Genomic DNA, 23,881 nt, shown 5'->3' with positions numbered 1-23,881 from the left:
ACAAATAAAAAGTTTTTAAAACTTTTGAAATATGTATATTCGACTCATTAAGGAAGTTTTCCTTCTTCATCGAAAAGTTTTATAAATATATTTCTATATTTATAAAACAAGGCACGATTAAAATCGCGCCTTGTTATTTTATTATGCAGCGTTTTCTACTAAGAAGTCTACAGCTTTACGAACTTTAAGATCTTCAGCTAAAGCGTCTACGCTTCCAAGAGCTTGCTTGATAGCGTCTACTGGCATACCGTACATTTCAGCCATTTTTTCAACTTCTGCAGTTACTTCTTCTTCAGTAACTTCGATGTTTTCAGCTTCAATGATAGCTTCAAGAACAAGGTTGATTCTTACGCGTTTTTGAGCGTCTTCTTTCATTTGCTCTTTTAACTTGTCAGCATCAGTACCTGTGAATTGGTAGTAAAGCTCAAGGTTCATACCTTGTTGGCTTAAACGTTGCTCGAATTCACGAACCATACGATCTAACTCAGTGTCGATCATAGCTTCTGGAATATCGATTTCAGCGTTAGCAGCAGCTAATTCTACTACTTCGTCACGTACTTTGTGCTCAGCTTCGTGCTTTTTGCCTTCTTCTAAGTTTGTGCGAAGTTTTGCTTTTAATTCATCAAGAGTTGCAACCGCTTCGTCAGCTTCTTTAGCGAACTCGTCGTTTAACTCAGGAAGTTCTTTTGTTTTGATTTCGTGAACTGTTACTTTGAATGTTGCTGGTTTGCCAGCTAATTCAGCAGCATGGTACTCTTCTGGGAATGATACTTCAACGTCTTTAGACTCACCAGATTTAAGACCAATTACTTGCTCTTCGAAACCTGGGATGAATGTACCAGAACCGATTGCTAGAGAATAGTTTTCGCCTTTTCCGCCTTCAAATGCTTCGCCATCAACGAAACCTTCGAAGTCGATTACAGCTGTATCACCGTTTTCAACAGTTCCTTCTTCTTTAACAACTAGCTCAGCTTGACGCTCTTGTAAAGATTTTAATTCGTTCTCTACATCTTCGTCAGTTACAGTTGTTTCAACTTTTTCTACTGCTAAACCTTTGTACTCACCTAATTTAACTTCAGGTTTCACTGTAACTTTTGCAGTGAAGATAAGGTTAGCATTTTTTTCGAACTTCTCGATGTCGATTTCAGGATGAGCAACTGGGAAGATACCAGCTTCATCGATCGCTTCACCGTATGCTTTTGGTAAGATGATATCTAAAGCATCTTGGTATAAAGATTCGATACCAAAGCGTTGTTCGAATAACGGACGAGGCATTTTTCCTTTACGGAAACCTGGTACGTTGATTGTTTTTACTACTTTTTTGAACGCAGCGTCGATAGAGTTGTTTACTTCTTTAGCATCAACTTCGATTGTTAAAACGCCTACGTTACCTTCTAATTTTTCCCATTTTGCAGCCATTTATTCTTTCCCTCCAACTATAATAATGTATGCACATACCTCTATAGATTAAGATCTTCATTATCTCTTTTTTGAAATAACAAAAGTACAAATAATCCTCTAGCAAAAGCTTTCAGATATAATGTTCCAATCTACTAATTGCCTAAAAGACAACTACGGTATATTTTGTTCGAGAATAATATGAAACATATTAAGTAAGAGAATTACACTTCTCTTCTCTTACAAACAGGCAGATTTCTGCCTTTTGCAACCCTTACATTATAACATAGAATATGCTCGTTTCAAGAACCGAACGATTCTTTTTCATAATTATACGGGCAAATATCCTTCTCTTTCAACACGTAATAACCATTGATAGGCAATATGAAACTCTTCTAATTCAATATTATACGCTGTCATAAGCTCTTCTTCATTAATAGTCAATCCGAAACGCTTTCTACCAATTCTCTCTAAAACAGCAGCCCAAATCTCCACTTTATCCATTAATAGAGCGAATGGGAAAATGCTAATTTGCAATTCTTTCCAATATGTAACCATCGCATCAAATATATCGGGATAATTTTGCTCTAATCGACTTGATAATGTATGTATAATGTTATCGGATTGCTCCTCATTATGACCTGTAAATGCTGGAATTACCTTGATCGTATTTCCAAACTTTTCTACCTCTATCTCTTCTTCTATTTGATTTTCTATCATTTTATATAAAATAGAAGTTTTCAAATAAGGATGCTGTTTTTCGTCTACTAAAAATTTCTTTAAAACAGGTAATGCAAGATCTAAGTCTTTTAACGAAAGTTGCTGAATCGCTCTTAGCTTTTGCCCAAAGTTTTCTCCAAACATTTCATTAGTAAATTCATCTAATTCAAAATTCGAATCGACTAGTGACGTATCTACTTCATTTAACATACCTTCTGCAAATAAAGCGAGCTGTGCTAATTTTTCCTTTTGTTCCGGCATTATATCTTTCGTTTGCAAAACTTTTTCAACGGTTTCAATTACGCCTTCATAATCATTTGTTTGAACTAAAATTGTCACATACGTTTCAAGAATATCACCAAATAATACAGCTCCTGTTTCCAGTAACTGTTCACACTTCTCTTTTGCTTCTTCCATATGCTTTAATTCTAACAAACAAATAACCGAAGCTAGTTCCGTTTGTTCCGTTTCTGCATTATACTGACGTAATATTTCAAAGCAGCGCAATGCATCTTCGAATTTCCGCTCTTTCAGTGCTAAAAAACCTTCATCAATATAGCGCTCTGATAGCTGCGGAAACAATACGACCGTATTTTCTTTTTTATCCATACGTCCGCCTCTTTTTCTAGATTTTAATTATCTTTAAAGTAAATATATCAAATGAGTAATGAGAACACAACATCTCAAAACCCTTTGTTTGAAATATGAAAATATTTAATTTTTATATTTCAATATAAAAAAATCCTTACTTAAAATGTAAAATGTACAAATAAAAACCCTCAGCGACGAAAGCAGAGGATTTATCATTAATGGAAAGCTTTTATAATAGTGGGGTATATAACAAGGGTAATAATTTGGAGAACAATAATTGCCATAACAATCATGCTACAATAGAAGATTGGTTTACTTCGCTTCATTAAAAACATAATGATGAGCATCGTACAAGCAAACAAACTTAAGAAGAACAAACTCGTCGTCGAACTAAGTATACCACTTGGGACAAAGAACAATAACACTACACTACAAGTACCTATAATTCCAAATAACCATTCCATTCATTCACTCATTCCCTTTCCCTCTCATGGTAGTTTCCTCTACGCAATTAAATGTTTTACAACATCAACTACATACGTTAATTTCTCATATGCTACAAATCCAAAAGCAACTGTTAAACCCGTTACGATTAATCCCTTCATTATTTCTTCCTCCTCGTTTTATCGTTGTTACCTTCATTATAGAGGATTAACAATCTGTTACCATCGAACTACCTTACAGTTACCTTACAGAATTGTAAGATTTCAAACGCACAAGTAAATTTAGCAGAGCAGTTTAAAGAAATGAACGAGATTGTCCTTAACTGGCTTGTTGATACGAAGAAACAATATAATGTGAAAGATTATGGTTTTGTATTTGAGAAATTTATTAATAACTAATTTAAAATAAACAAAAAAACCTTGTTATCAAAAAATAACAAGGTTTTTTAGCGTCCCAGGAGGGGTTCGAACTCTCAGTCCGCTCATTTCCGTACTATTTTATATATTTTGATCGCAGTCTTAATATATCTTCTCCTTCACGAATGCCTGCTGATCCCTTCCTCACATTTTTTACGACAGTCCAGTTCGGGTTAGTTTCATCACCGATGTTCTGTACTGTAAAGTTGCCATCACCATATTTCCGGTGACCTTCTGCCAATTTCTCCGTTAAATCATTCTCATTTGATCTCGCCATCTTTGCGCCATCTCCCTTTTTTATACAACCTTCTAACCAATCACAGGTCTAGTCAATTGGAGATTATCGTTTTCCGCTTCTATTCATTGTAACACACTAACAGGGATAAGTTTCGATAACGGTTGCTCAATCGTACTAGGGCGGGTAAAAAGTTTTATAATATTGTAAGTGAACAGTTAGGAGAATACGATGTACGACGCGTTATAGAAGGTGTTGATCCCGACACTGGCGAAAAACTTTCGTGGCGGGAACGCACTGGCGCTGGCGTCATGGTTTTTGCGGGTCTTACTCCGCTAGGTAAAGGAATAAAAGTAGTTAAAGGTGCCAAAAAGGTAGCTGATGCCATAGATACTGCGAAAAAGATAGACAAGAGCGCGGAAGCAGTAAAAGCCCAAAGACAGGGACAAATAGGAATAAATCAAGCAACTGGGAAAGCATTTGAAAAAGAAGTAGATACAGTAGTAGAACAAATAACTTTAAAGACTAATAAAACAGGGACAAAGACAAGGCTTGATTTTCTAGGGGCGAATAATGATTTAGAAGATATAAGAATAGTTGAAGCAAAGGGTTCGCCAACTGCTCCCCTTACTAAAAAACAAAAAATTGCGATTCCCGAAATTGAAGAACACGGCGCAACAGTTGTAGGTAAAGGAAAACCACCATTTGTAGGCGGCACGGAAATACCTCCAACTAAAGTTGAAATTAGAAGAAAACAATAGATAAGAGGTGTTTTTATGTCTTTATATGAATTAGAAAAAGTTGACTTTATGGGCTACAATCAAGAAGAAAAAATAGCCTATTTAGTCATTGCTGATGAATTAGACTGGACTGATGAAGAAAAACATATTGAGTTACTGCAAGAAAAAATCAATTTGTATTTGGGCTTTATAGAAAGTGACGAGGTTTACGAAAGGTATCCTGAAGTAAAAGGGTATGGTTTTGTTATTAAGATATTCGGGAAATATCTTTTTACTGAATGGGGCAAAGAATTTTTAGAAAAGGTTGATGAAGTTCTCGTTGAAGCTGGATACGGTTTTCAATACGTGCATAAACCATTTGATGAGCCTGAACAAACAAATAATATAACTGACTAGCAAAGGGCGTTTTTAAGCGCTCTTTTTAATGCACTTTAATCTGTTAATCTGTTAATCTGTTGCATATACTCATTATCATATATCCAGTTATAATATTTTCACACCTTTTGCACATACATCAATTTGTAGACAAACAAAAAACCTTGTTATCAAAAGATAACAAGGTTTTTTTAGCGTCCCAGGAGAGATTCGAACTCCCGACCGTACGCTTAGAAGGCGTATGCTCTATCCGGCTGAGCTACTGGGACATGGAGCGGGTGAAGAGAATCGAACTCTCGACCAGAGCTTGGAAGGCTCTTGTTTTACCACTAAACTACACCCGCATATGTTATTTTATTTTCACTCGTTAGCGCCGTTTCCCTATCGACAATATTTATTATATGTATAACCATACATAAAGTCAACACCTTTTTTAAAAGAGGATAATTTTTCTTATCCTCTTTTAAAAACTGCTTGTTCAACTAGCTGCCCGTCTAGTGTTTCAAAACGAACTTCCATTTGATTTTCATCCATTTCTAATAAAGCAAATGTCTTTTCTACACGCTGACGCGGTAATAAAATACTGCCTGGATTAATAAATAATACGCCGTCGATCAATTCCGCACCTAATACATGAGAGTGTCCGAAGCATGCAACTTGCGCCCCTACCTCTTCTGCACGGTACGCTAATGTTTGTAACGTCATTTTCACGTTATGACGATGTCCGTGCACAACTACGAAACGAATACCATCTACATCAGTTACAATTTCGTCTTGAAAGTTAGCATAATCACAATTCCCTTTTACAACACGGAAACCTTGCAACTCTTCATGAGCAGGCGTTAGCTCTGAATCACCGCAATGAATCATGATATCTACTTTCCCTTCATACTTCTCTTTTAACTGCTGTAATTCCTTCACAGAGCTATGACTATCGCTTACGATTAAAGCTTTCATCAATCTCTCTCCCTTATTCTCCTAAAAACCATTCAGGGATTTTTTCTTCTAGCTTACGTAGAGCACGTCCGCGGTGACTAATAGCATTTTTCTCATCTGAACTTAGTTCCGCCATCGCTTTTTTATATTCTTCCACATAAAAGATTGGATCATATCCAAAGCCGTTTTCCCCGCGGCGTTGTTCTAAAATGAATCCTTCACATGTCCCGTTTACAATGACAGGCTTTTTATCCCCTTCAGGGAAAGCCACTGCTAATGCACAGTAGAAACGAGCTTTACGCTTTTCAAACGCTACTTCATTTAATTCTTGTAAAACTTTATCAATATTCGCTTGATCATCTTTCGGCTCTCCAGCAAAACGAGCTGAATACACGCCTGGTTTCCCATTTAAAGCATCTACAATAAGACCTGAATCATCCGCAATTACGATTGCATTCAACTGTCTACTCAAACTATCCGCTTTTAAAATCGCATTTTCTTCAAATGTTTCACCAGTTTCTTCGACTTCTTCAATATGAGGGAAATCGTGTAATGATTTTACTTCTAAATCAAATCGCTCAAATAACTCAGCAAATTCACGTACTTTCCCCATATTTTTTGTCGCTACAACAACTTGTTTCATATTTTCCACCTCTACTCTATATGAGATACGATGTCACCTAACGCTTCTTTTTGCATATCAATCAGTTGGAAAATGCCTTGTTCTGCAGCATCAAGTAATTCATTTAACTGCGCTCTGCTAAACGTCGCTTCTTCTCCAGTTCCTTGCACTTCAACGAACTGACCTTTTCCAGTCATAATTACGTTCATATCAACGTCTGCTTTAGAATCTTCTGCATAGTTCAAATCTAAAACAACACCTTGCTCTTCAACAATCCCTACTGACGTTGCTGCTAAATAATCTTTCACTGGAATTTTAGATACTTTTTCTGCTTGTAATAACTTCTCAAACGCTAATACCATCGCTACGTATGCACCTGTAATAGAAGCAGTTCGCGTTCCACCATCCGCTTGAATAACATCACAATCAATCCAAACCGTTCTCTCACCAAGCGCTTCTAAGTCAACTACCGCACGTAATGCTCGTCCAATTAAGCGCTGGATTTCCATTGTACGTCCTGTTACTTTCCCTTTACTTGACTCCCTAATTGTACGTTGTTCTGTCGCACGTGGAATCATCGCATATTCAGCTGTTACCCAGCCCTTTCCTTCTCCACGCATAAATGGCGGGACGCGCTCTTCAATTGTCGCTGAGCAAATTACCTTTGTATCCCCAACCTCAATTAACACTGATCCTTCTGGATGTTTTAAATAATTCGTATGAATATGTATATGGCGTAATTCTGTTTTTTCTCTACCATCTACTCGCATAAAAATAACCTCCTCATAACTACTTGTTAGTATAGCCAAATTTAAATGTATGATATGTATACAATAAAAGAAGAGGAACCCAAAAAGCAATTCCTCTTTCTTACTTAAGTATATCAAATTATTGACGATTAAAAACTACCTGTATTCACGTTTTCTGGACGATCTACAGGTTTTATTAACTTTCCGCCCTTTTCATCTATAAGATTCGCTTTACCATTTACTTCAATAGAAACGCTTTTCACGCCTTTCTTTTCTGTTAAAGATAACACTAATGACTTCAATACGTAATTTGAAATCATATTTTTATCTGGGTTTATAAAGATATTTTCATTAAAGTTTAATGTAAGATTTCCATCTTGTAATTTTGGATTCGTAATCAGCTTAACTCCTGGATTGAAATCGTTCAGAAGAGATTGATGAATCGGCCCTTTTACAAGTTCATCTACAATTGCTGCATAATCATTTTCTTTTCCTTCTACAACGCGGCGTGTTACTGGTACGTAGTATTGCTGTTTATTATTATTTTGCGCCATAAAATAAAGGATAACTGGTTTTGTATTCGTTACATCCGCTACTTGTTCATCATCGAAGTTGATACCGTTCGCACGGCTCACACCTTCACCGAGCGGCGTACCACCAACAGGCATCTTCGCTAATTTTTCTCCATTTATTTGGAACTGCACTTGTTTTACTTCTTTAAATTGCGTCAACGTCCACGCTATTGACTCAACAATTTGACGCTCTTCTTCTTTTGCATAGTTTTTCATTTCTTTTGAGAAATCAATGACTGCCGTCCCATCTTTTTTTAAATCTAAGGTCATCGATGTATTTGCTGGAATGACTGCACGGAACCCATTCGGTAATAAATTCGTTACCGGTCCATCTTTCACAAGGTACTCTAATGTTTGCTGAATAACCTCATTTGCTTTCGGAGTAGGTATAGCTAACGTTTGCGGTACGACATAGCCATTTTTATCAACAAGGTATAGTTCTCTATTCACCGTTTGTACTTGCTTATCTTTCTTAGATACTTCTTTTTTTCCACCCTCTGTATAGGTAACTTGTTTTGGCGGATCAATTTGTTCCGTTGCTTTCTCCTGATTTATAAAGCCACACCCTGTTAGTAAAACAGCGCTCACAGTAGCACCAACAACCCATTTAAAAGTGGATTTAGGCATGCCATTCCCCCCTAAAATCTAAGTTTGTACTATTATGTATACGAGCTGTTTCTCTTTTTAGAACAAGCTGTGCTCCTTATAAACAAAAAACTCCTGATTTCTCAGGAGTTCACTTATATGGATTCTACTATTATTCTTTTTCTAAATGAATATGTTTCACATTTTCAATCGGTTGACCGAACCATTTTGATGCAATTTCTTTAAATAGACCTATTTTTCCTGTTGTTAAGAAGAGATGATCACTTTGTTCCTCTCCCTCATTCAACATTTTACTATGGTATAAAATAGTACTTACTTCACGCGCCGTTTCGTCACCAGAACTAATTAGTTGTACTTTATCTCCCATTACTTGTTTAATAACAGGACCTAAAATCGGATAATGTGTACACCCTAAAATAAGCGTATCAATATCAGTGTTTTTCAGCGGTTGCAACGTTTCTCTTACAACTTCATACGCCATTTCACTTTCGAAATTGCCGCTCTCTACAAGCTCAACAAAAGGCGGACACGCTAAACTTTCTACCATAACACGATTATTAATAGACTTTAACGCTTCTTCGTATGCACCACTTTTCACCGTTCCAATCGTTCCAATAATCCCAACATGATACGTGTTTGTCATTTTTAAAGCTGTACGTGATCCTGGGTGAATAACTCCTACCACTGGAATCGGTAATTTTTTCTGCATTTCTTCTAATACAACTGCAGTTGCTGTATTACATGCAATAACTAACATTTTGATATTTAAATCTAGTAAATGCTCCGTCATTTCCCACGTGAATTGGCGCACCTCTTCTCGAGAACGTGGACCATAAGGGCAACGTGCTGTATCCCCTAAATATATAATGCGCTCTTTCGGCAACTGACGAATTAATTCCTTCGCTACTGTTAAACCGCCAACTCCTGAATCGATAACACCGATTGCTCTATTCAACTTCATCACCCGTTTTCTCATTCATCATCTTATTTTATCATTATATTTTACACACTTTAAGTTCGCACACTTAAACTGCTTCTGTATGAAAATTTTCATTTGTACCTGTATAGACTAGGACCTTTTTTATTTTGCTCCTTTTTTTCATAATTTGCAAGACAGAAAAATAACCGATCTTCTATATGAAAGTCGGTTCCTTCTATATAAATTACATATTTAATGCTCCATCTTTTTTTGGAAAGAAGACATTCCTATTAATAAGAAGAAATGAGCAGAAATTAAAATGACGATTAATATAAAATTAAAACGATAACTATTTGTAGATTCCATAATTTTGCTCGCTACAGCCGGTCCAAATGCCATACCGAAAAAGTTAATTAAATTATATAAACCAAGACCGACTCCAACTTTAGCTGCATGTAATGTTTTTGGTATAAAAGTGTTCAATGATACTTGAATGGCAGAATAACTCATAAACGTTAAAATAATCGCCAATACAATAACGACTATACTTCCATTCGGAATAAACCCTAAAATTAAAAAGCCAACAATCATAATGACAGACGCTACATAAATCATATTCACATTTCCAAACGAAGGAACAATCTTTCCAGTAATAAAACTAGACACAATACCGAAGAGTGATGCAACAAATAATACAATTCCGATAACCAACGGCGACAATCCGTGCACTCTTCCTAACAGTAATGGCAATAATAATAAATTAGCACATAACGCCACATTCATTATAAATCCGATTGCTATTAAACGAAGAAATGCTTTGTTCGAAAATAACTCAATATCAATAAATGGATGCTCCGCGTTCTTCATGCGAACCGCAAACAAAAATAAGAAAGCTACCGATAACACAAATAACCAACTATTCATATTGACACCTAACAAAACAGTCGTAATGAACGCAAATAATAATACCGCTCCAATGTAATCAAAATGAAACGCTTCATCCGTATGCCGCGATTCTTCTGGCATAAATTTTATAAGCAAGACAATCCCCACTACTGCAATAACCATAAATAAAAATAAATATGGCCATCCTAGTGTATTTGTAATAGCCCCGCCAACTAAAGGACCAATACCAACCGCTAATGCAATAGAAGAACTAATCATCGCTAAAGCACCAGGCTTCTTAGCAGGAACGACTAATTTTGCTACCGCAATCATACTAAGCGCGATAAACGCCGCGCCCCCACTCGCCTGCACTAATCTTGCAAAAATGACAATCGCATAAGATTGATTTACAAATCCAATAATGGACCCCTCTACAAATATGATGATTGAAATAATCAATAGTTTTTTTACACTATAACGATCAGCAAGCTTCCCATATATCATTGAACCAATACCCACAACTAAGGAATAACCTACTACAACCCAACTTACTTTTGATTGACTAATAGATAAATCATGAGCAATATCCTCTAACGCAACATTAAATAAAACCGCATTCATCGGTCCTAATAAAACGATAAAACATAATGTGAAAACAAACCATTTTGAATGGTTACTTATATCTTTCCCCATGTGTAACACCTCTCCTGATTGTAATAACTAAAAATGAAAATAAAGTTGTTTAGCACTTCCATCACTGCTAAACAACTTCATCAAATGTATCGCGCGACAAATTGAATTCGAAACGAAACATGTCCATTGTTCGCTATTCATGGAACTATCATAGTTTCAGCATTACAGTTTGTCAACGAAAAATATACAAAGTAAACTATTTTAGTGTTTTTAGTTTACTTTGTTCAAAAATTGTTATACACTAATTTCAAATCCGATATAAGGAGGACTGACATGGTTATTCAGATTTGCAATTTCTAACTTAATAAAATAATGAACTTATATATAGAAGAAACATTATAGGAGGATTATGATGAAGAAAAAAATGTTAGTTGTATTAACGAGCGTTGAAAAATATCCAAGTTTAAATCGAGCTACTGGCCTTTGGCTTGGTGAAGCTGTCCATTTCGTTAAAAAAGTTGAAGAAGCTGGTTACGAAGTAGATTATGTTAGCCCACAAGGTGGTTATACACCGATTGATCCGCATAGTTTAGCAATGGCGGAGAGCGTCGATTGGGAATGGTATCAAAAGAAAGAATTTATGAATCGTCTCGGTTCTACCATGAAACCGAGTGAAGTGAATCCGGAAGACTATGCTGTTATTTATTACGCAGGTGGTCACGGTGTGATTTGGGACTTCCCTGAAAATAAAGAACTCCAAATGATTAGCCGTAGCATTTATGAAAATGGCGGAATTGTTTCCTCTGTTTGCCACGGAGCTGCTGGTTTATTTCATATCACATTAAGTAATGGGGAACGTTTAATTAGTGGTAAAAAAGTAACAGGATTCTCAAATGAAGAGGAAAAACTAGTTGAATTGGATCAATTCGTTCCATTTTTAACAGAAGATGAACTTATTAAAAATGGAGGACTTTACGAAAAAGCCACGCAGCCTTGGGAAGCTTACGCTGTAGAAGATAATCGTGTTATCACTGGTCAAAACCCAGCTTCAGGTGGTCCAGTAGCCGAATTAGTATTACAACACATAAACAAATAACATGTAATAAAAAAGCAGATTTTCCATTCATATAGGAAAATCTGCTTTTTTACGAAATCATTTGCAAAATAGCCATAACTTCTTTTTCAATTTCAGAATCATCAATCGCGTCTATATACTCCGGTTTAAACAGTTGATACTTCTTTAGTTGATAAAAATCAAGTATCGCTTTCTTTAACGTAATATCGTACTGAATACAAAAAGAATGATCTATAATACGTCTTAACATCACATCATCTTGCACCATAAATAATTGTGCATTCATTTTATTAAAGTAGCCTTGTTCCATACCAGCTTCAAAAAACATTTGCAAATTATGATTACGATTTTGTTGTGCAGCGACTAACTGATCAGATAAGTGCGGATATACCTCTTTCAAATCTTGTAAAAAGACATCAGAAATGTATGTCACACATTTTAAAGAGTGAATAAACGTCTTTTGGAAACGTTCTGCAAAAGACATACTTTCATCTTGATTATCCGCATCCCCTTCAAGAAGGTAGTTCATAAAATCTTCTACCACAGCTTCAATAATCTCATCTTTTGAAGAAAAACGTTTATATAAAGTAGCTTTACTAATATCCATATACTTCGCAATTTCATCTATTTTCAATTGACTAAAACTCGTTTTTCTAATAACGGGCTTTATTTTATTAATATAAGTATTTGCACACGCAACTTTTCTCATTAAAAGAGCCTCCCCTTTTGTCCATACAAAATAGTATAGCAAATTCACGATTAATTATAAATGAAGTCATTATACTCGATACATCTTTTTAGTTTAAGTGGTTTTCAATTTACACTATAGAAAAAATGCCCGCTACCTTTATGAGTAACGAGCACTTTTTCTATACTTTATTTACAGCTCTTCTTATAGCTTTCCCTATTTCCATACTAGACTGCGGATTTTGCCCTGTAATTAAACGCCCATCTACTACGACGTGCGGCGTAAAATTTGGAGCCACATAAAACAAAGCCCCTTCTTCTTTCAATTTACTTTCTAACAAAAACGGCACTCGCTTTTCTAAATGTACAGCTTTTTCCTCATCATTTGTATAACCTGTTATATGCTTACCCGCACTAAAAAACGAGCCGTCCTTATTTTTCACACCGACTAAAGAACTTACTCCGTGACAAACAGCCGCTACAATCCGGTTGTTGTTGTACATATTCTCAATCAAATTTGCAACATATGGATTACCTGGAAAATCTACAATCGCCCCGTGCCCACCACCAAATAAAACCGCATCATAATCCGAAAAATGAACCGTTGAGGTCGGCTTCGTATTTCGCAATAAAGAAGCGACATGTTTAAATTCACGAGGTATCCCGTTCGGAATAGAAACTCTATCAATCGGCACTCTACCGCCCTGTATCGACACAATATCAACATCGAACTTAGCTTTTTCAAACAAATTATAAGGAGCTGCGAGCTCTTCCAGCCACAAACCAGTCGGGTGTCCATTCATATCATGAGCGCTTGTTGAAACTAACAATACCCTTTTCAACATATCCCCTCCTTACTACCTATTTATGTATGGAGTGTTCTTATCATTCATATAGCAAGCGAAAAAAACGAGAACAACTAGCTGACATTTTTTATAAAAGTCTGCTTATTGTTCTCGTTTGAATTCTTTCATAAGATGTTCACAACCTGATAACTTTATCTCCAGCGCCACGCAATCGTGTTATCCTCCATATGAATAGCAGGTATATCAATCCCTAAATACCGCTGAGCATCCTCATCAAAAATAGCCCAATTTTCTTCATATAAAAATTCAGGGTCTATGCTTTCAAAATCAAATATACTATCTTCGTCTACCATCTCACGAAAATATTTTTGGAACGGTTTACTATTCTCGAATAAACGAATTGTTCCATACATCCATGGCATGTCTCCAAAAACATCTTTAATTTCACCTATCTCCATATCCTTAAAATACAACTTCATATGTGCACCTTCTTATCCATGAATGACACGGATACCTCATCATATTTTAAAATAATTATTTTTAACATTTCTTTCTTAAACATATCTTCCCTCTCAAAGTCCGAGATACCTTTTTTAAGTTCAAAATACAAACAAAAAAATAGCCGACTCTTCATATAAAAGTCGGCTGCTTTCTTATAGTTCGAGCTCTCCCATGCGAAGAAGCTCAACAACTGCTTGTGAACGTCCTTTAACCCCTAGCTTTTGCATTGCGTTTGAGATGTGGTTACGAACTGTCTTTTCACTTATAAAAAGTTCACCTGCAATTTCTTTCGTTGTTTTATCTTGAACCAGTAATTCAAATACTTCTCTCTCTCTCTTTGTGAGTAAAGGTTTAGATTGATACGCTTTTTCCTTCAACTGGTATAACCCTCCTTGCTTAAGCCAGAGCTGTGTATGTGTAAGTTGGGTGTTTATTTAGTCAAGATATTGTATGAACGAAATGTGCGGGTGGTGAATGAAAATGGGCTTTATTTCACATGTTATTTTAGACTTTTATACAGTGCGTACACTCTTTGTATCCACTTACTTTTCGGTACGCCATATTTGTTCTAGCAATATACTTACAACAGTACCTACAAATAAACCATTTCCGAATATATACTGCATAACAGACGGCAAGGTTTGGAGTGCTCCAGACGGTAAAAACATAACACCGCTTCCAAATAATACAGCAACGCCTAAAATTGTTACATTCCTTTCATTAAGCTCCACTTGTTTTATATTATTGAATCCAATTCCAATTAGCTGTACGAATGAAGCCATTAAAACCGCAGATGCGACGGCCGATGGTAAAGATGCTAAATAACGAATTATACTCGGAAACAGCGACATTACGACTAGTAATATACATGCTAGTAAGAATGATCGTATATATTTTTGTTTCGTTAAACGTATAAATCCTGCCGTTGCTGGTAACGGCACGACACCTACAGTTGAAAATACAGAAGAAATGATATGCGAAATACCTCCAACCCATGTTCCATCCTTCAACTGTTTCTGTTCAATAGTCCCTTTTTGAATAGTAGCTTGATTAATTGCTATAATAGCTGCCACTGTATTTGAAACTAAAATACATACCATAACGAAACTCGATACAGCCATACCTGTATTCCATTTTGGAAGTCCCCAAGCAAATATTTGCGGAAGTTGCACAAAATGAGTTACTTGAGCTGGAATCGTCACTTTTCCTGCAATGAGAAAGAGAATCCATCCACTAATTAATCCTATTAAAACCGCATAACTTTTGACAAAACCTTTTCCAAAATTAGATAGTATAATAACGAAAAGAAATATGCTAAACGCAATTACCGCTGTAAATCCATCGATTTGAGAAACAGTAGCAGTAATCCCTAGCATTCCTTTTAAAAATACACCGCTTAATTGTAAACATAATAAAAGTAAAAACGTCCCTGTCACAAGCGGCGTAAACAAAAATAAAATATGTCCGATAAAACCAGTTACACCTAACCCTATTAAAATAACACCAGAAATTATCATTCCTAATTCTAAAATTTGCAATGTACTATGTAATTGATCTTGTCCGACCGTTGCGTAAGCAAGTACGGTAAATACTCCAACCCAAGATCCAGCTGGCCCATCCGCAATTGGCAGTCTATGCCCAATCCACCCTTGTAAAAAAGATGATATACCAACTACAAAAAATGTACGCTGCATTAAATAAAATATTTCTTCCGTCGTAAGATGAAATAATCCGCCAACGACAATTGGTAATGCGATTGAATTCGCTAATAAAAAGATAAACCATTGCAAAGTTCCCATAATATGATTTTGGTTATGTTGATTGTCCAAATTTTTCATCCCTTCTAGCTTCCTAAAAAAAATATATTGTAAGAATAAAAAAGAAGAGTTCTCTACTCACCATTAGAACCCTCCTCAAAACATTTAAACGATTCTTTTACACAAGATTATTTAATTTAACCTCACTTAAACTTCCAACAACAATATTTCCTTTATGCACGACTAAATGCTTCTCTGTTTGACGCGCTACTGCTTCAGCGACGCATGTTGCATTCGTCAAAACAAAACTCGCTTCATCTCCTACATTCGGCCAAGCTCGCTTCCCTTCACTGTTTAACGTTTCTTTTCCCCCCGTAATAAAGCGAAGTGCTTTTCCTAACGATTTTTCATCACTCCATCCAAAACGTTCCGCTAATCGATTTGCCTTTTGCAACATATCACCTGTTCCAAACGGTGACCAATGATCTGTAATACTATCATTTCCTAACGAAACTTTCACACCTTTTTTATCTAATAACGGAATTGGGATTACTTGTTTCCCAATTGGTACTGTTGAAGTAATATCAATATGTAAAGCTGCTAGTCTTTCCGCCACTTCTTCAATCTCTTTATCTGTAACACCACCAAGTCCAAGCGCATGACTAATCGTTACGCGACCTTGCCATCCCGCTTCCTCTGTTAAACTTGCCAATCTCTTCATCGTAAACGTCCCAAGATTATTCGCATCATGCAGATGAATATCAACGTCCGCATTAAATTCTACTGCGATATCCATAATGGTATGTAATGATTTTTCAATATCATTATCCACTGTAGCTGGATCCACTCCACCGACTAGATGCGCACCCATACGCATCGCATCTTTCACAAGTTGCACAGAATTACTGCGCAATAATCCATGTTGCGGAAAAGCAACAATTCTACCAGAAACCTGTTTTTTATATGTTTCCAACGCCGCTAACGTCGCCTCCAAATTACCAAGTCCAATAATCGGATCAACATTACAATGCGTTCTTATATTCGTTGCACCATTTTGAAGCAATAACGCTAGCATATTTTCCGCCCTATCTTGAGCTGTTGCTAATTGCTTCGGCAAAATTTCCTCTTCTTCATGAAAACGTGTAAAAATACTTTCTGCTGGCATACAAGCTTTCCAAGGACCACTATAATATGTTTTATCAATATGAATATGCATTTCTTCGAAAGCAGGCAAAATTAATAAACGATTGGCATCAAAAATTGATACCCCTTCCTCTTGAATAGTCCCTGTTATCATTTTTTTAATTCTTCCATCTTCAATGAGTAAACTACATAACTCTGTTTCTGTTTGAGAAATTCTATCCTCTTCATATGTATACCCTGATTCAAGCATTACATTAGTCAGCCAATATACCGTCATCTCTATTCCTCCCACCCTTTATTGAAACTTACCTCATGATATAATTTTAATATCCGCTGAAAATTAAGACAATTAATACGACTGTTTCCTAAAAAAAATGTAATACAACCTCATAGTCTTCTCATAAATTTCCATATAGAATAGAAGTATATAGCTTGTCATAAAAAGGAGTGGATTGGAAGATGTCAAAAAGGTTATGTAAATCCGAAACTGATAAAATGCTATTTGGTATATGCGGTGGTTTAGGAGAATATTTTGATATTAGCTCTACTCTCATTCGCATACTTTGGGTCATTGCTGTTTTATGCTTTGGGACGGGGTTTTTAGTTTACTTTATTTGTTTATTACTTATGCCACGCTCTTACTAATAACCTTCTTTCATATATTTGAGCATAGCGTATACAAAATCCCCTATAGATTTTCTATAGGGGATTTTTTTCATGAAGAATATTTCATCGTTAAATGTAATACGGCTACTTCATCTTCTTCATTCTTATAACTATGTTTCTTATTCGCTTCAAATTGAATCGAGTCGAACTCATTTAATTCGTATACATCGCTTTCTACTTGAATCGACACTTTCCCTTTCATTACCGTCACAAGCTCAATAGCACCTTCATGATGCGCTTCTGGTTCATATATACTATTCGATCGTAAACAAGCACGGTGCATTTCCATCCCCGTTTCTTTCGTATAACGGAACATTGTTTCTAAATGCCATGCTTGTCCTACATCTACTGCAAATCCTTCTCCGCAGCGCGCAACAGCTACAGGCTCTCCAACAACCATCAATCTTGATAAAGGAATCGATAATCCTTTCGTTATTTTCCAAATGACGGCTAACGTCGGATTCGTTTCGCCCCTTTCAATCTTTCCTAACGTTAATTTACTAACTCCTGTTTTTTGAGCTAATTCTTCTAAACTTAATTTTTGCTCATTTCGAATTTGCCTTAATAACTGACCTACTTGCTGAATGACTTCTTTCGTTTGCATATCTTCATGTTCTTTCATATATAAAACCACCTTAAAATATAAAATAGTTTACTTTTATTATTATAAAGTATATTATACTATACATAATCATCAAATTTCGAAAGGAGTGCTATACTTCATGCGCGCAATTTTATTAGGCCTTTTATCATCAGCCTTTTTTTCCGCAACCTTTATTATTAATCGGGCGATGAATGTATCTGGAACGAGCTGGGCTTGGACAGCTTCCTTCCGCTTTTTATTCGCTCTCCCTATTTTATTCCTTATCGTTTTATTTCGCAAAAACTTAAGAGGGTTATGGGAAGAATTAAAGAAACATCCCTTGGCTTGGATCGGGTGGGGGTCTGTTGCCGGTATTGGTTTCTATTCTTTATTAAGTTTTGCAGCTGTCTTTTCTCCCGCTTGGCTCGTTGCTGGAACTTGGCAAGTTACTATATTAGCAGGTTTACTACTCTCACCATTATTTTTCGTTAAAATAGATACAAAATCAGGTACGAAATTTGTACGCGGAAAAATTCCACTTCGTAGTTTATATGTCGCATTATTTATTTTACTTGGTGTAATTTTTATGCAAGCAACTGCAGCAGGTCACATTACAATGACTCAGTTTATTTCAGGGTTTTTACCTGTCGTGTTAGCTGCTTTCTTATATCCGTTCGGTAACCGAAAAATGATGGAACTTGTTGGCGGGCGCCTTGATACATTCCAACGTGTATTAGGAATGGCAATAGGCAGTCTTCCTATAACAATTTTACTTGGTATATACGGATTTTCTACTACAGGTATTCCAACATCAAGCCAAATGCTACAAGGATTTTTGTTAGCATTATGTTCTGGCGTTATAGCGACAATGACATTTTTCTTTGCTACTGACTTAGCCAAAGATAATCTCGCTCTGCTTGGAGCTGTTGAAGCAACGCAAGCTGGAACGATGGTTTTTACCGTACTTGGCGAAATTATTTTCTTGAATGGTTCACTTCCTGGTGGTCTTTCCCTACTTGGAATGATTATTATTATGTTGGGAATGGTTGCAAATAGCATTTTAAATCGATCTGTTCCAGTCGTTAAACAGAGAAAAACAGCATAAAAAAGAGTGTGGTTCTATAAACAAAGAACCACACTCTTTTTTATTGTCCCCCTATTCCCCCTTATCAGAATAGTATTTCATTAGCTGTTTATACTAAAACCTATGTTATAATACGTTTCATGCGCAATATTAGGAGGTAAATTATGTTAAAAAAAGCAATCGCTGAATTTATTGGTACATTTGTACTTGTATTATTCGGAACTGGAGTAGCTGTCATTGGCGGCGGAATTGAAGGAATTGGAACACTAGGAATCGCTATGGCTTTCGGTCTATCTATTGTGGCTATGGCATATAGCATCGGAACAATTTCTGGATGTCACATTAACCCAGCAGTATCAGTAGCTATGTTCATCAACAAAAGAATGAACGCTATGGAACTTTGTTATTATGTATTAGCTCAAATTTTAGGTGGTTTATTAGGAACTGCAACGTTAGTAACAATTTTAAAATCTGCTAAAACACCTTTAGATAATTTAGGACAAAACGGTTTTGGAACTCTTGGTTTATCTGGAGCATTTCTAGTTGAATTTATTTTAACTTTCGTATTCATTTTAGTGATCGTTGCTGTAACAGGTAAAAAAGGAAGTTCTTCTCTAGCAGGATTAGTAATTGGTTTCACATTAGTTTTAGTTCACTTATTAGGTATTCCGTTAACTGGAACTTCTGTTAACCCAGCTCGTAGTATCGCCCCAGCTTTATTCGCTGGCGGAGAAGCCCTTTCTCAACTATGGGTATTCATCATCGCACCAATTCTTGGTGGTATCGTAGCAGCTATCGTAGGTAAATTCATTTTAAATACTGAAAAATAAAATTTTCAATATTTCTGAATAAAAAAGGCGAGCCCTCATTATGAGGATGCTCGCTTTTTTACTCTTTCATTTTAGACTTTAAATTTGTAACTAGTTGATCTACCGTTACATTTGCAAGTACATTTTCCATCGCTTCTTGCGCTTGCATTAAAATAATTTCTAATACTGATTGAATATTAGCTCCTACTGGACATTCAATGTTGGGATTTTCATGGAAGGAAAATAGCTGTCCTTCTTCTACAACTTCCACTGCTTTATATACATCAAGTAATGTAATTTCTTCTAAATCACGAGCAAGTGTCGTACCACCTTTACCAGCTTGTACATCAACAAGTCCTGCTCTCTTCAACATTCCTGTAATGCGACGAATCACAACTGGATTTGTATTCACACTACCGGCAATCCATTCAGAGGTACAGCGAGAGTTTCGATCTATCGCAAGTAATGTCAGCATGTGAACACCTACTGTAAAACGACTACTAATCCCCATCTGCACACCCTCCTTTTTATTCATTCTATTAAAAGACAACTCTTATTATTATATACTATTTTTAATTTATACATAAAGAAAAAGCATGATTTCAATAGAAAACCATGCTTTTCTCTCGTTATTGACGCTTTATGAATTTTGCTAAATCTTTAAATTTCACTTTGTCTGAGTAATTCATTACACCGTTTACGTAAATGCGACTTGCAAGCATATTGACGATAGCAATAGTCACCAATAAAATGACTAAAGTCACAATAATCTCTACAGTTCCTGCTTCACCCGCTACAAGCCTTGAAAATGTAACCATAGGTGTAAAGAATGGAATATACGAACTAACTACAGCTAATGTACTATTAGGATCAAATAGTGATTTAATACTAATGAAAAATGCTGCTATACCTAACATTGTAATTGGGAACGAAAGAGATTGCACATCCTCAATTTTTGATACAACAGCACCAACCGCTGCATATAACATTGCATATAGTAAATAGCCTGTAACAAAATATACAACAAACATACTAATTACTACAGCATCCAACTTGGAAAAGTCTAGTGCAAGTCCTACTAAAGATGCATTTTCTAGGTCTACCCAACCTAATAAATACGGTACAAGAAAACCAAGAAAAGCAGTAATAAGTAATAGTAAAGCACTAGAAACAATTGCTAAAATTTTAGCATGTAGCATTGTTAATGGTTTTACTTTCGGAAGCATTAACTCCATAACACGGGATGATTTTTCAGATGCTATCGTCGTCCCAATTGCAGTTCCAAACACAATAATAAACATATATAAAGCAAACGAGAAAACATAGCCAATACCAAAGGAAGATGCATGATCTTTTACCGCCTCTTGCTTTAACGGAATTTCCATCTGTAACTGTTTTGCTACTTCGGCAGATACGTTATTTTTTTCAATCATTACCGCTGTATACTGTTCCTTCAAATAACTTGCCATAAGTGTAGCCGTTGATTGACTCGGAAAACCACTATACATATACGTCACTTCTGGGATACCATTCTTTTCTGTAATACGGAATAAACCGTCTAAATCCCCATCTTCTACTTGCTTACGTAGTTCATTAAACTTATCCTTATTTTCTACCGTTACTTTAGCAGACGGAAGTAACTTTGTTATATCACTTTCTTGCACTTTATACGTATCGCTTTCTGTTACTACAGCAAATTTATCCTTTCCTTTATCGTTATCAGCTGTGAAATGATTAAATGCGAAAAGCCCAAACACAACTAAAAACAAAATCGCACTCGTAATTAATGATTTTTTAGATAAAAATGCTTCCCTAAAATAAAATGAAAATACGTGAGAAAATTTACGCATTGTTATTTCGCCCTCTCTACAAAGATTTCGTTTAACGTTGGCTCTAACATTTTAAATTGTCGTAAAGTAATACCTTGTTCTTGCAATTGTTGTAAAATGTTTAGAGCTTCTGCGTCATCTTGCACTTTCACATAAAGAAGGCCTTGTTGTTTTTCATACGATACATGAATAGCTTTTAATCCCTTTTCATTCTCTTCTGTATCTTCAATCGTTAAATTACGGAAACCATATTCTTTTTTAATATCACTTAATTGACCTTTTACGACCGCTTCACCTTTTTTCAAAATACATACATGTTGGCAAAAAGCCTCCACTTGTTCCATACGATGACTAGATAAAATAATTGTCTTTCCGCTCTGTACTTGTTCTTCAATAATGCTAGCCAACATTCCCGCATTCACTGGATCCAGTCCGCTAAATGGCTCATCTAAAATGAGAAGTTCAGGGTTATGAAGAAGAGCAGCAATTAATTGAATTTTTTGCTGGTTCCCTTTTGAAAGCTCTCCTGCCGTTTTAAATTTATATTCCGGTATCGCTAATCGATCTAACCAGTGATCAATAGCAAGATCTACTTCTTTTTTCGTCATGCCTTCTAATCTGCCAAAATATCGCAGCTGGTCTACTACTCTACTTTTTGTATATAAGCCTCTTTCTTCTGGTAAGTACCCTATCGTTACTCCACTAGTCCCAAATGGTTTTCCATCCCATGTAATAGAGCCTTCATTAGGCGTTAATAATCCGAGAAGCATTTTGATTGTCGTTGTTTTTCCTGCACCATTTCGTCCAAGTAATCCTAACACTTCACCTTTTGGTAACGAAATTTGCAAGCCGTTAACTGCTTTTGATTCCCCAAATTGTTTCGTTAAGTTTTGAATTTGTAAACTCAAAGTATAAAGCCTCCCCTTTACTATCATTCATACTCTCTTTCAAAGACTATGTTTATACAAGATAAAATATAGCACTACACTTCATCCTCTTAATATGTAACATCTCCTTAATCCATCATTTGTTCTATTTAGTTAAAATTGTAAATATTATCGTGCGATTTGTCAATTATTATTGTCATTTCGACAATTAAACTTGTCAAAATAATTTCCACTATTTTTTCTCATCTTTCTAATATAGGACATACTACTATATATACAAAAGACAATATGCAAATGTTCATACGAAAAATATTATTTTTCGATATATAATATTAACTGATTTTCTAACATCAAGGAGGATACATATGAAGATGAAGAGGGGCATTACCACTTTATTATCTGTAGCGGTTCTATCTACATCGCTTGTAGCATGTTCAGGAACACAAGAGAAAACAGTGGCGAAAGAAGAGAAAGTAAAATTAACAGACCAGCAATTAATGGCTGATTTATGGTATCAAACAGCCGGTGAAACGAAAGCACTGTACTACCAAGGATACAATATCGGTCAATTGAAGCTTGATGCAGCTCTTGCAAAAGGGACAGAAAAAAAACCTGCTATCGTACTTGATTTAGATGAAACTGTTTTAGACAACAGTCCTCATCAAGCAATGAGCGTAAAAACGGGCAAAGGCTATCCATATAAATGGGATGACTGGATTAATAAGGCTGAAGCCGAAGCCCTTCCAGGTGCAATTGATTTCTTAAAATATACAGAGTCTAAAGGTGTAGATATTTACTACATCTCAAATCGTAAAACGAACCAATTAGATGCAACAATTAAAAACCTTGAGCGTGTAGGCGCTCCTCAAGCAACGAAAGAACATATATTACTACAAGACCCGAAAGAAAAAGGAAAAGAAAAACGCCGTGAACTCGTTTCTCAAACACATGATATCGTTTTATTCTTCGGTGATAACTTATCTGACTTCACTGGTTTTGATGGAAAGTCTGTAAAGGACCGAAACCAAGCAGTTTCAGATTCAAAAGCACAATTTGGGGAGAAATTTATTATTTTCCCAAATCCAATGTATGGCGATTGGGAAGGTGCTTTATATGATTATGATTTCAAAAAATCAGATGCAGAAAAAGGTAAAATCCGCCATGACAACTTAAAATCATTTGATGCAAAGTAAAGAGGATGGCATTCGCCATC

Annotated in this window: 27 protein-coding genes, 2 tRNA genes and 1 pseudogene; 8 read left to right on the top strand and 22 right to left on the bottom strand. The window is 35.9% G+C overall.

Going from position 1 to position 23,881, the window contains the following annotated elements; translation table 11 throughout:
- Positions 1-141: 141 nt before the first annotated feature.
- The 3 genes from tig to AC0NJG_RS04195 all read right to left on the bottom strand — a co-directional run bounded on the left by tig (position 142) and on the right by AC0NJG_RS04195 (position 3,173).
- The gene (gene tig / locus AC0NJG_RS04205; protein ID WP_000729253.1) at positions 142-1,419 is read right to left on the bottom strand and encodes a trigger factor; all 1,278 of its coding nucleotides are present in this window, start codon (positions 1,417-1,419) and stop codon (positions 142-144) included.
- Positions 1,420-1,728: 309 nt separating this feature from the next.
- Entirely contained in the window at positions 1,729-2,727 is a 999-nt protein-coding gene (locus AC0NJG_RS04200) for a hypothetical protein (protein ID WP_087995349.1), read from the bottom strand.
- A 197-nt stretch (positions 2,728-2,924) separates the two neighbouring features.
- A complete protein-coding gene (locus AC0NJG_RS04195) occupies positions 2,925-3,173 on the bottom strand; it encodes a hypothetical protein (protein WP_001973787.1) in 249 nt (82 codons plus the stop codon).
- Positions 3,174-3,410: 237 nt separating this feature from the next.
- Between AC0NJG_RS04195 and AC0NJG_RS04190 the strand changes: the two are divergent.
- Positions 3,411-3,551 (top strand): annotated as a pseudogene (locus tag AC0NJG_RS04190) (YvbH-like oligomerization domain-containing protein); the annotation flags it as partial.
- A gap of 94 nt (positions 3,552-3,645) precedes the next feature.
- Here AC0NJG_RS04190 and AC0NJG_RS04185 read toward each other — a convergent pair.
- On the bottom strand, positions 3,646-3,846 hold the full coding sequence (locus AC0NJG_RS04185; RefSeq protein ID WP_000124460.1) for a hypothetical protein: 201 nt from the start codon (positions 3,844-3,846) through the stop codon (positions 3,646-3,648).
- A 122-nt stretch (positions 3,847-3,968) separates the two neighbouring features.
- Here AC0NJG_RS04185 and AC0NJG_RS04180 point away from each other — a divergent pair, with 122 nt between their 5' ends.
- Positions 3,969-4,565, top strand: a complete 597-nt coding sequence (locus tag AC0NJG_RS04180; protein ID WP_223290771.1) for a pre-toxin TG domain-containing protein — start codon at positions 3,969-3,971, stop codon at positions 4,563-4,565.
- A 15-nt stretch (positions 4,566-4,580) separates the two neighbouring features.
- Complete coding sequence (locus tag AC0NJG_RS04175) at positions 4,581-4,940, top strand: DUF6572 domain-containing protein (protein ID WP_088326782.1); 360 nt, start codon at positions 4,581-4,583, stop codon at positions 4,938-4,940.
- Between the two features lie 174 nt (positions 4,941-5,114).
- Here AC0NJG_RS04175 and AC0NJG_RS04170 read toward each other — a convergent pair.
- The 8 genes from AC0NJG_RS04170 to AC0NJG_RS04135 all read right to left on the bottom strand — a co-directional run bounded on the left by AC0NJG_RS04170 (position 5,115) and on the right by AC0NJG_RS04135 (position 10,901).
- Positions 5,115-5,188 (bottom strand) — tRNA-Arg (locus tag AC0NJG_RS04170).
- Position 5,189: 1 nt separating this feature from the next.
- Positions 5,190-5,263 (bottom strand) — tRNA-Gly (locus AC0NJG_RS04165).
- Between the two features lie 109 nt (positions 5,264-5,372).
- The gene (locus tag AC0NJG_RS04160; protein ID WP_087954183.1) at positions 5,373-5,876 is read right to left on the bottom strand and encodes a metallophosphoesterase; all 504 of its coding nucleotides are present in this window, start codon (positions 5,874-5,876) and stop codon (positions 5,373-5,375) included.
- A 13-nt stretch (positions 5,877-5,889) separates the two neighbouring features.
- Positions 5,890-6,498 carry an XTP/dITP diphosphatase gene (locus AC0NJG_RS04155; protein WP_000815943.1) on the bottom strand — a complete coding sequence of 203 codons (609 nt, stop codon included), beginning with the start codon at positions 6,496-6,498 and terminating at the stop codon, positions 5,890-5,892.
- A gap of 11 nt (positions 6,499-6,509) precedes the next feature.
- Positions 6,510-7,247: a ribonuclease PH gene (rph, locus tag AC0NJG_RS04150; protein ID WP_001261765.1), complete on the bottom strand. Its 738-nt coding sequence runs from the start codon at positions 7,245-7,247 to the stop codon at positions 6,510-6,512.
- A gap of 128 nt (positions 7,248-7,375) precedes the next feature.
- Positions 7,376-8,425, bottom strand: coding sequence for a spore germination protein GerM (gene gerM / locus AC0NJG_RS04145; RefSeq protein ID WP_474062887.1), 1,050 nt, complete (start codon positions 8,423-8,425; stop codon positions 7,376-7,378).
- Positions 8,426-8,555: 130 nt separating this feature from the next.
- Positions 8,556-9,365 (bottom strand): glutamate racemase, encoded by an 810-nt coding sequence (racE, locus tag AC0NJG_RS04140; protein WP_087954181.1) that lies wholly within the window; start codon positions 9,363-9,365, stop codon positions 8,556-8,558.
- Positions 9,366-9,575: 210 nt separating this feature from the next.
- Positions 9,576-10,901, bottom strand: a complete 1,326-nt coding sequence (locus tag AC0NJG_RS04135; RefSeq protein WP_474062886.1) for an MFS transporter — start codon at positions 10,899-10,901, stop codon at positions 9,576-9,578.
- Positions 10,902-11,253: 352 nt separating this feature from the next.
- On the opposite strand from AC0NJG_RS04135, the gene AC0NJG_RS04130 reads away from it, so the two are divergent.
- Entirely contained in the window at positions 11,254-11,937 is a 684-nt protein-coding gene (locus tag AC0NJG_RS04130; protein WP_087954179.1) for a type 1 glutamine amidotransferase domain-containing protein, read from the top strand.
- 49 nt (positions 11,938-11,986) lie between these two features.
- Here AC0NJG_RS04130 and AC0NJG_RS04125 read toward each other — a convergent pair whose 3' ends face one another.
- The 6 genes from AC0NJG_RS04125 to AC0NJG_RS04100 all read right to left on the bottom strand — a co-directional run bounded on the left by AC0NJG_RS04125 (position 11,987) and on the right by AC0NJG_RS04100 (position 17,087).
- Positions 11,987-12,625 (bottom strand): TetR/AcrR family transcriptional regulator, encoded by a 639-nt coding sequence (locus tag AC0NJG_RS04125; RefSeq protein ID WP_429681143.1) that lies wholly within the window; start codon positions 12,623-12,625, stop codon positions 11,987-11,989.
- 160 nt (positions 12,626-12,785) lie between these two features.
- The gene (locus AC0NJG_RS04120) at positions 12,786-13,448 is read right to left on the bottom strand and encodes a type 1 glutamine amidotransferase domain-containing protein (protein ID WP_474062885.1); all 663 of its coding nucleotides are present in this window, start codon (positions 13,446-13,448) and stop codon (positions 12,786-12,788) included.
- 152 nt (positions 13,449-13,600) lie between these two features.
- A complete protein-coding gene (locus AC0NJG_RS04115; protein WP_087954176.1) occupies positions 13,601-13,888 on the bottom strand; it encodes a hypothetical protein in 288 nt (95 codons plus the stop codon).
- A 174-nt stretch (positions 13,889-14,062) separates the two neighbouring features.
- Positions 14,063-14,287: a spore germination transcription factor GerE gene (gene gerE, locus AC0NJG_RS04110; RefSeq protein ID WP_000659484.1), complete on the bottom strand. Its 225-nt coding sequence runs from the start codon at positions 14,285-14,287 to the stop codon at positions 14,063-14,065.
- 165 nt (positions 14,288-14,452) lie between these two features.
- Positions 14,453-15,748: a purine/pyrimidine permease gene (locus AC0NJG_RS04105; RefSeq protein ID WP_087954175.1), complete on the bottom strand. Its 1,296-nt coding sequence runs from the start codon at positions 15,746-15,748 to the stop codon at positions 14,453-14,455.
- 97 nt (positions 15,749-15,845) lie between these two features.
- A complete protein-coding gene (locus AC0NJG_RS04100) occupies positions 15,846-17,087 on the bottom strand; it encodes an amidohydrolase family protein (protein ID WP_474062884.1) in 1,242 nt (413 codons plus the stop codon).
- Positions 17,088-17,269: 182 nt separating this feature from the next.
- Here AC0NJG_RS04100 and AC0NJG_RS04095 point away from each other — a divergent pair, with 182 nt between their 5' ends.
- The gene (locus tag AC0NJG_RS04095; protein ID WP_000044337.1) at positions 17,270-17,455 is read left to right on the top strand and encodes a PspC domain-containing protein; all 186 of its coding nucleotides are present in this window, start codon (positions 17,270-17,272) and stop codon (positions 17,453-17,455) included.
- Positions 17,456-17,525: 70 nt separating this feature from the next.
- On the opposite strand, the gene AC0NJG_RS04090 is transcribed toward AC0NJG_RS04095, so the two are convergent.
- Positions 17,526-18,098 (bottom strand): helix-turn-helix domain-containing protein, encoded by a 573-nt coding sequence (locus AC0NJG_RS04090; RefSeq protein WP_000658051.1) that lies wholly within the window; start codon positions 18,096-18,098, stop codon positions 17,526-17,528.
- Positions 18,099-18,198: 100 nt separating this feature from the next.
- On the opposite strand from AC0NJG_RS04090, the gene AC0NJG_RS04085 reads away from it, so the two are divergent.
- Positions 18,199-19,164, top strand: a complete 966-nt coding sequence (locus AC0NJG_RS04085) for a DMT family transporter (RefSeq protein WP_087954173.1) — start codon at positions 18,199-18,201, stop codon at positions 19,162-19,164.
- Between the two features lie 143 nt (positions 19,165-19,307).
- Positions 19,308-19,973 carry an MIP/aquaporin family protein gene (locus AC0NJG_RS04080; protein ID WP_000913198.1) on the top strand — a complete coding sequence of 222 codons (666 nt, stop codon included), beginning with the start codon at positions 19,308-19,310 and terminating at the stop codon, positions 19,971-19,973.
- Between the two features lie 58 nt (positions 19,974-20,031).
- On the opposite strand, the gene AC0NJG_RS04075 is transcribed toward AC0NJG_RS04080, so the two are convergent.
- The 3 genes from AC0NJG_RS04075 to AC0NJG_RS04065 form a co-directional block, all read right to left on the bottom strand.
- On the bottom strand, positions 20,032-20,463 hold the full coding sequence (locus tag AC0NJG_RS04075; RefSeq protein ID WP_000512998.1) for an Rrf2 family transcriptional regulator: 432 nt from the start codon (positions 20,461-20,463) through the stop codon (positions 20,032-20,034).
- Between the two features lie 118 nt (positions 20,464-20,581).
- Positions 20,582-21,802, bottom strand: coding sequence for an ABC transporter permease (locus AC0NJG_RS04070; RefSeq protein WP_087954171.1), 1,221 nt, complete (start codon positions 21,800-21,802; stop codon positions 20,582-20,584).
- A gap of 2 nt (positions 21,803-21,804) precedes the next feature.
- A complete protein-coding gene (locus AC0NJG_RS04065; protein WP_140168710.1) occupies positions 21,805-22,689 on the bottom strand; it encodes an ABC transporter ATP-binding protein in 885 nt (294 codons plus the stop codon).
- A gap of 344 nt (positions 22,690-23,033) precedes the next feature.
- Between AC0NJG_RS04065 and AC0NJG_RS04060 the strand changes: the two genes are divergently transcribed.
- On the top strand, positions 23,034-23,861 hold the full coding sequence (locus tag AC0NJG_RS04060; protein ID WP_087954169.1) for a 5'-nucleotidase, lipoprotein e(P4) family: 828 nt from the start codon (positions 23,034-23,036) through the stop codon (positions 23,859-23,861).
- Positions 23,862-23,881: the final 20 nt, after the last annotated feature.

This window comes from Bacillus sp. SSR7, assembly GCF_055902415.1.
This window is presented reverse-complemented; position numbering and strand designations above follow the sequence as displayed.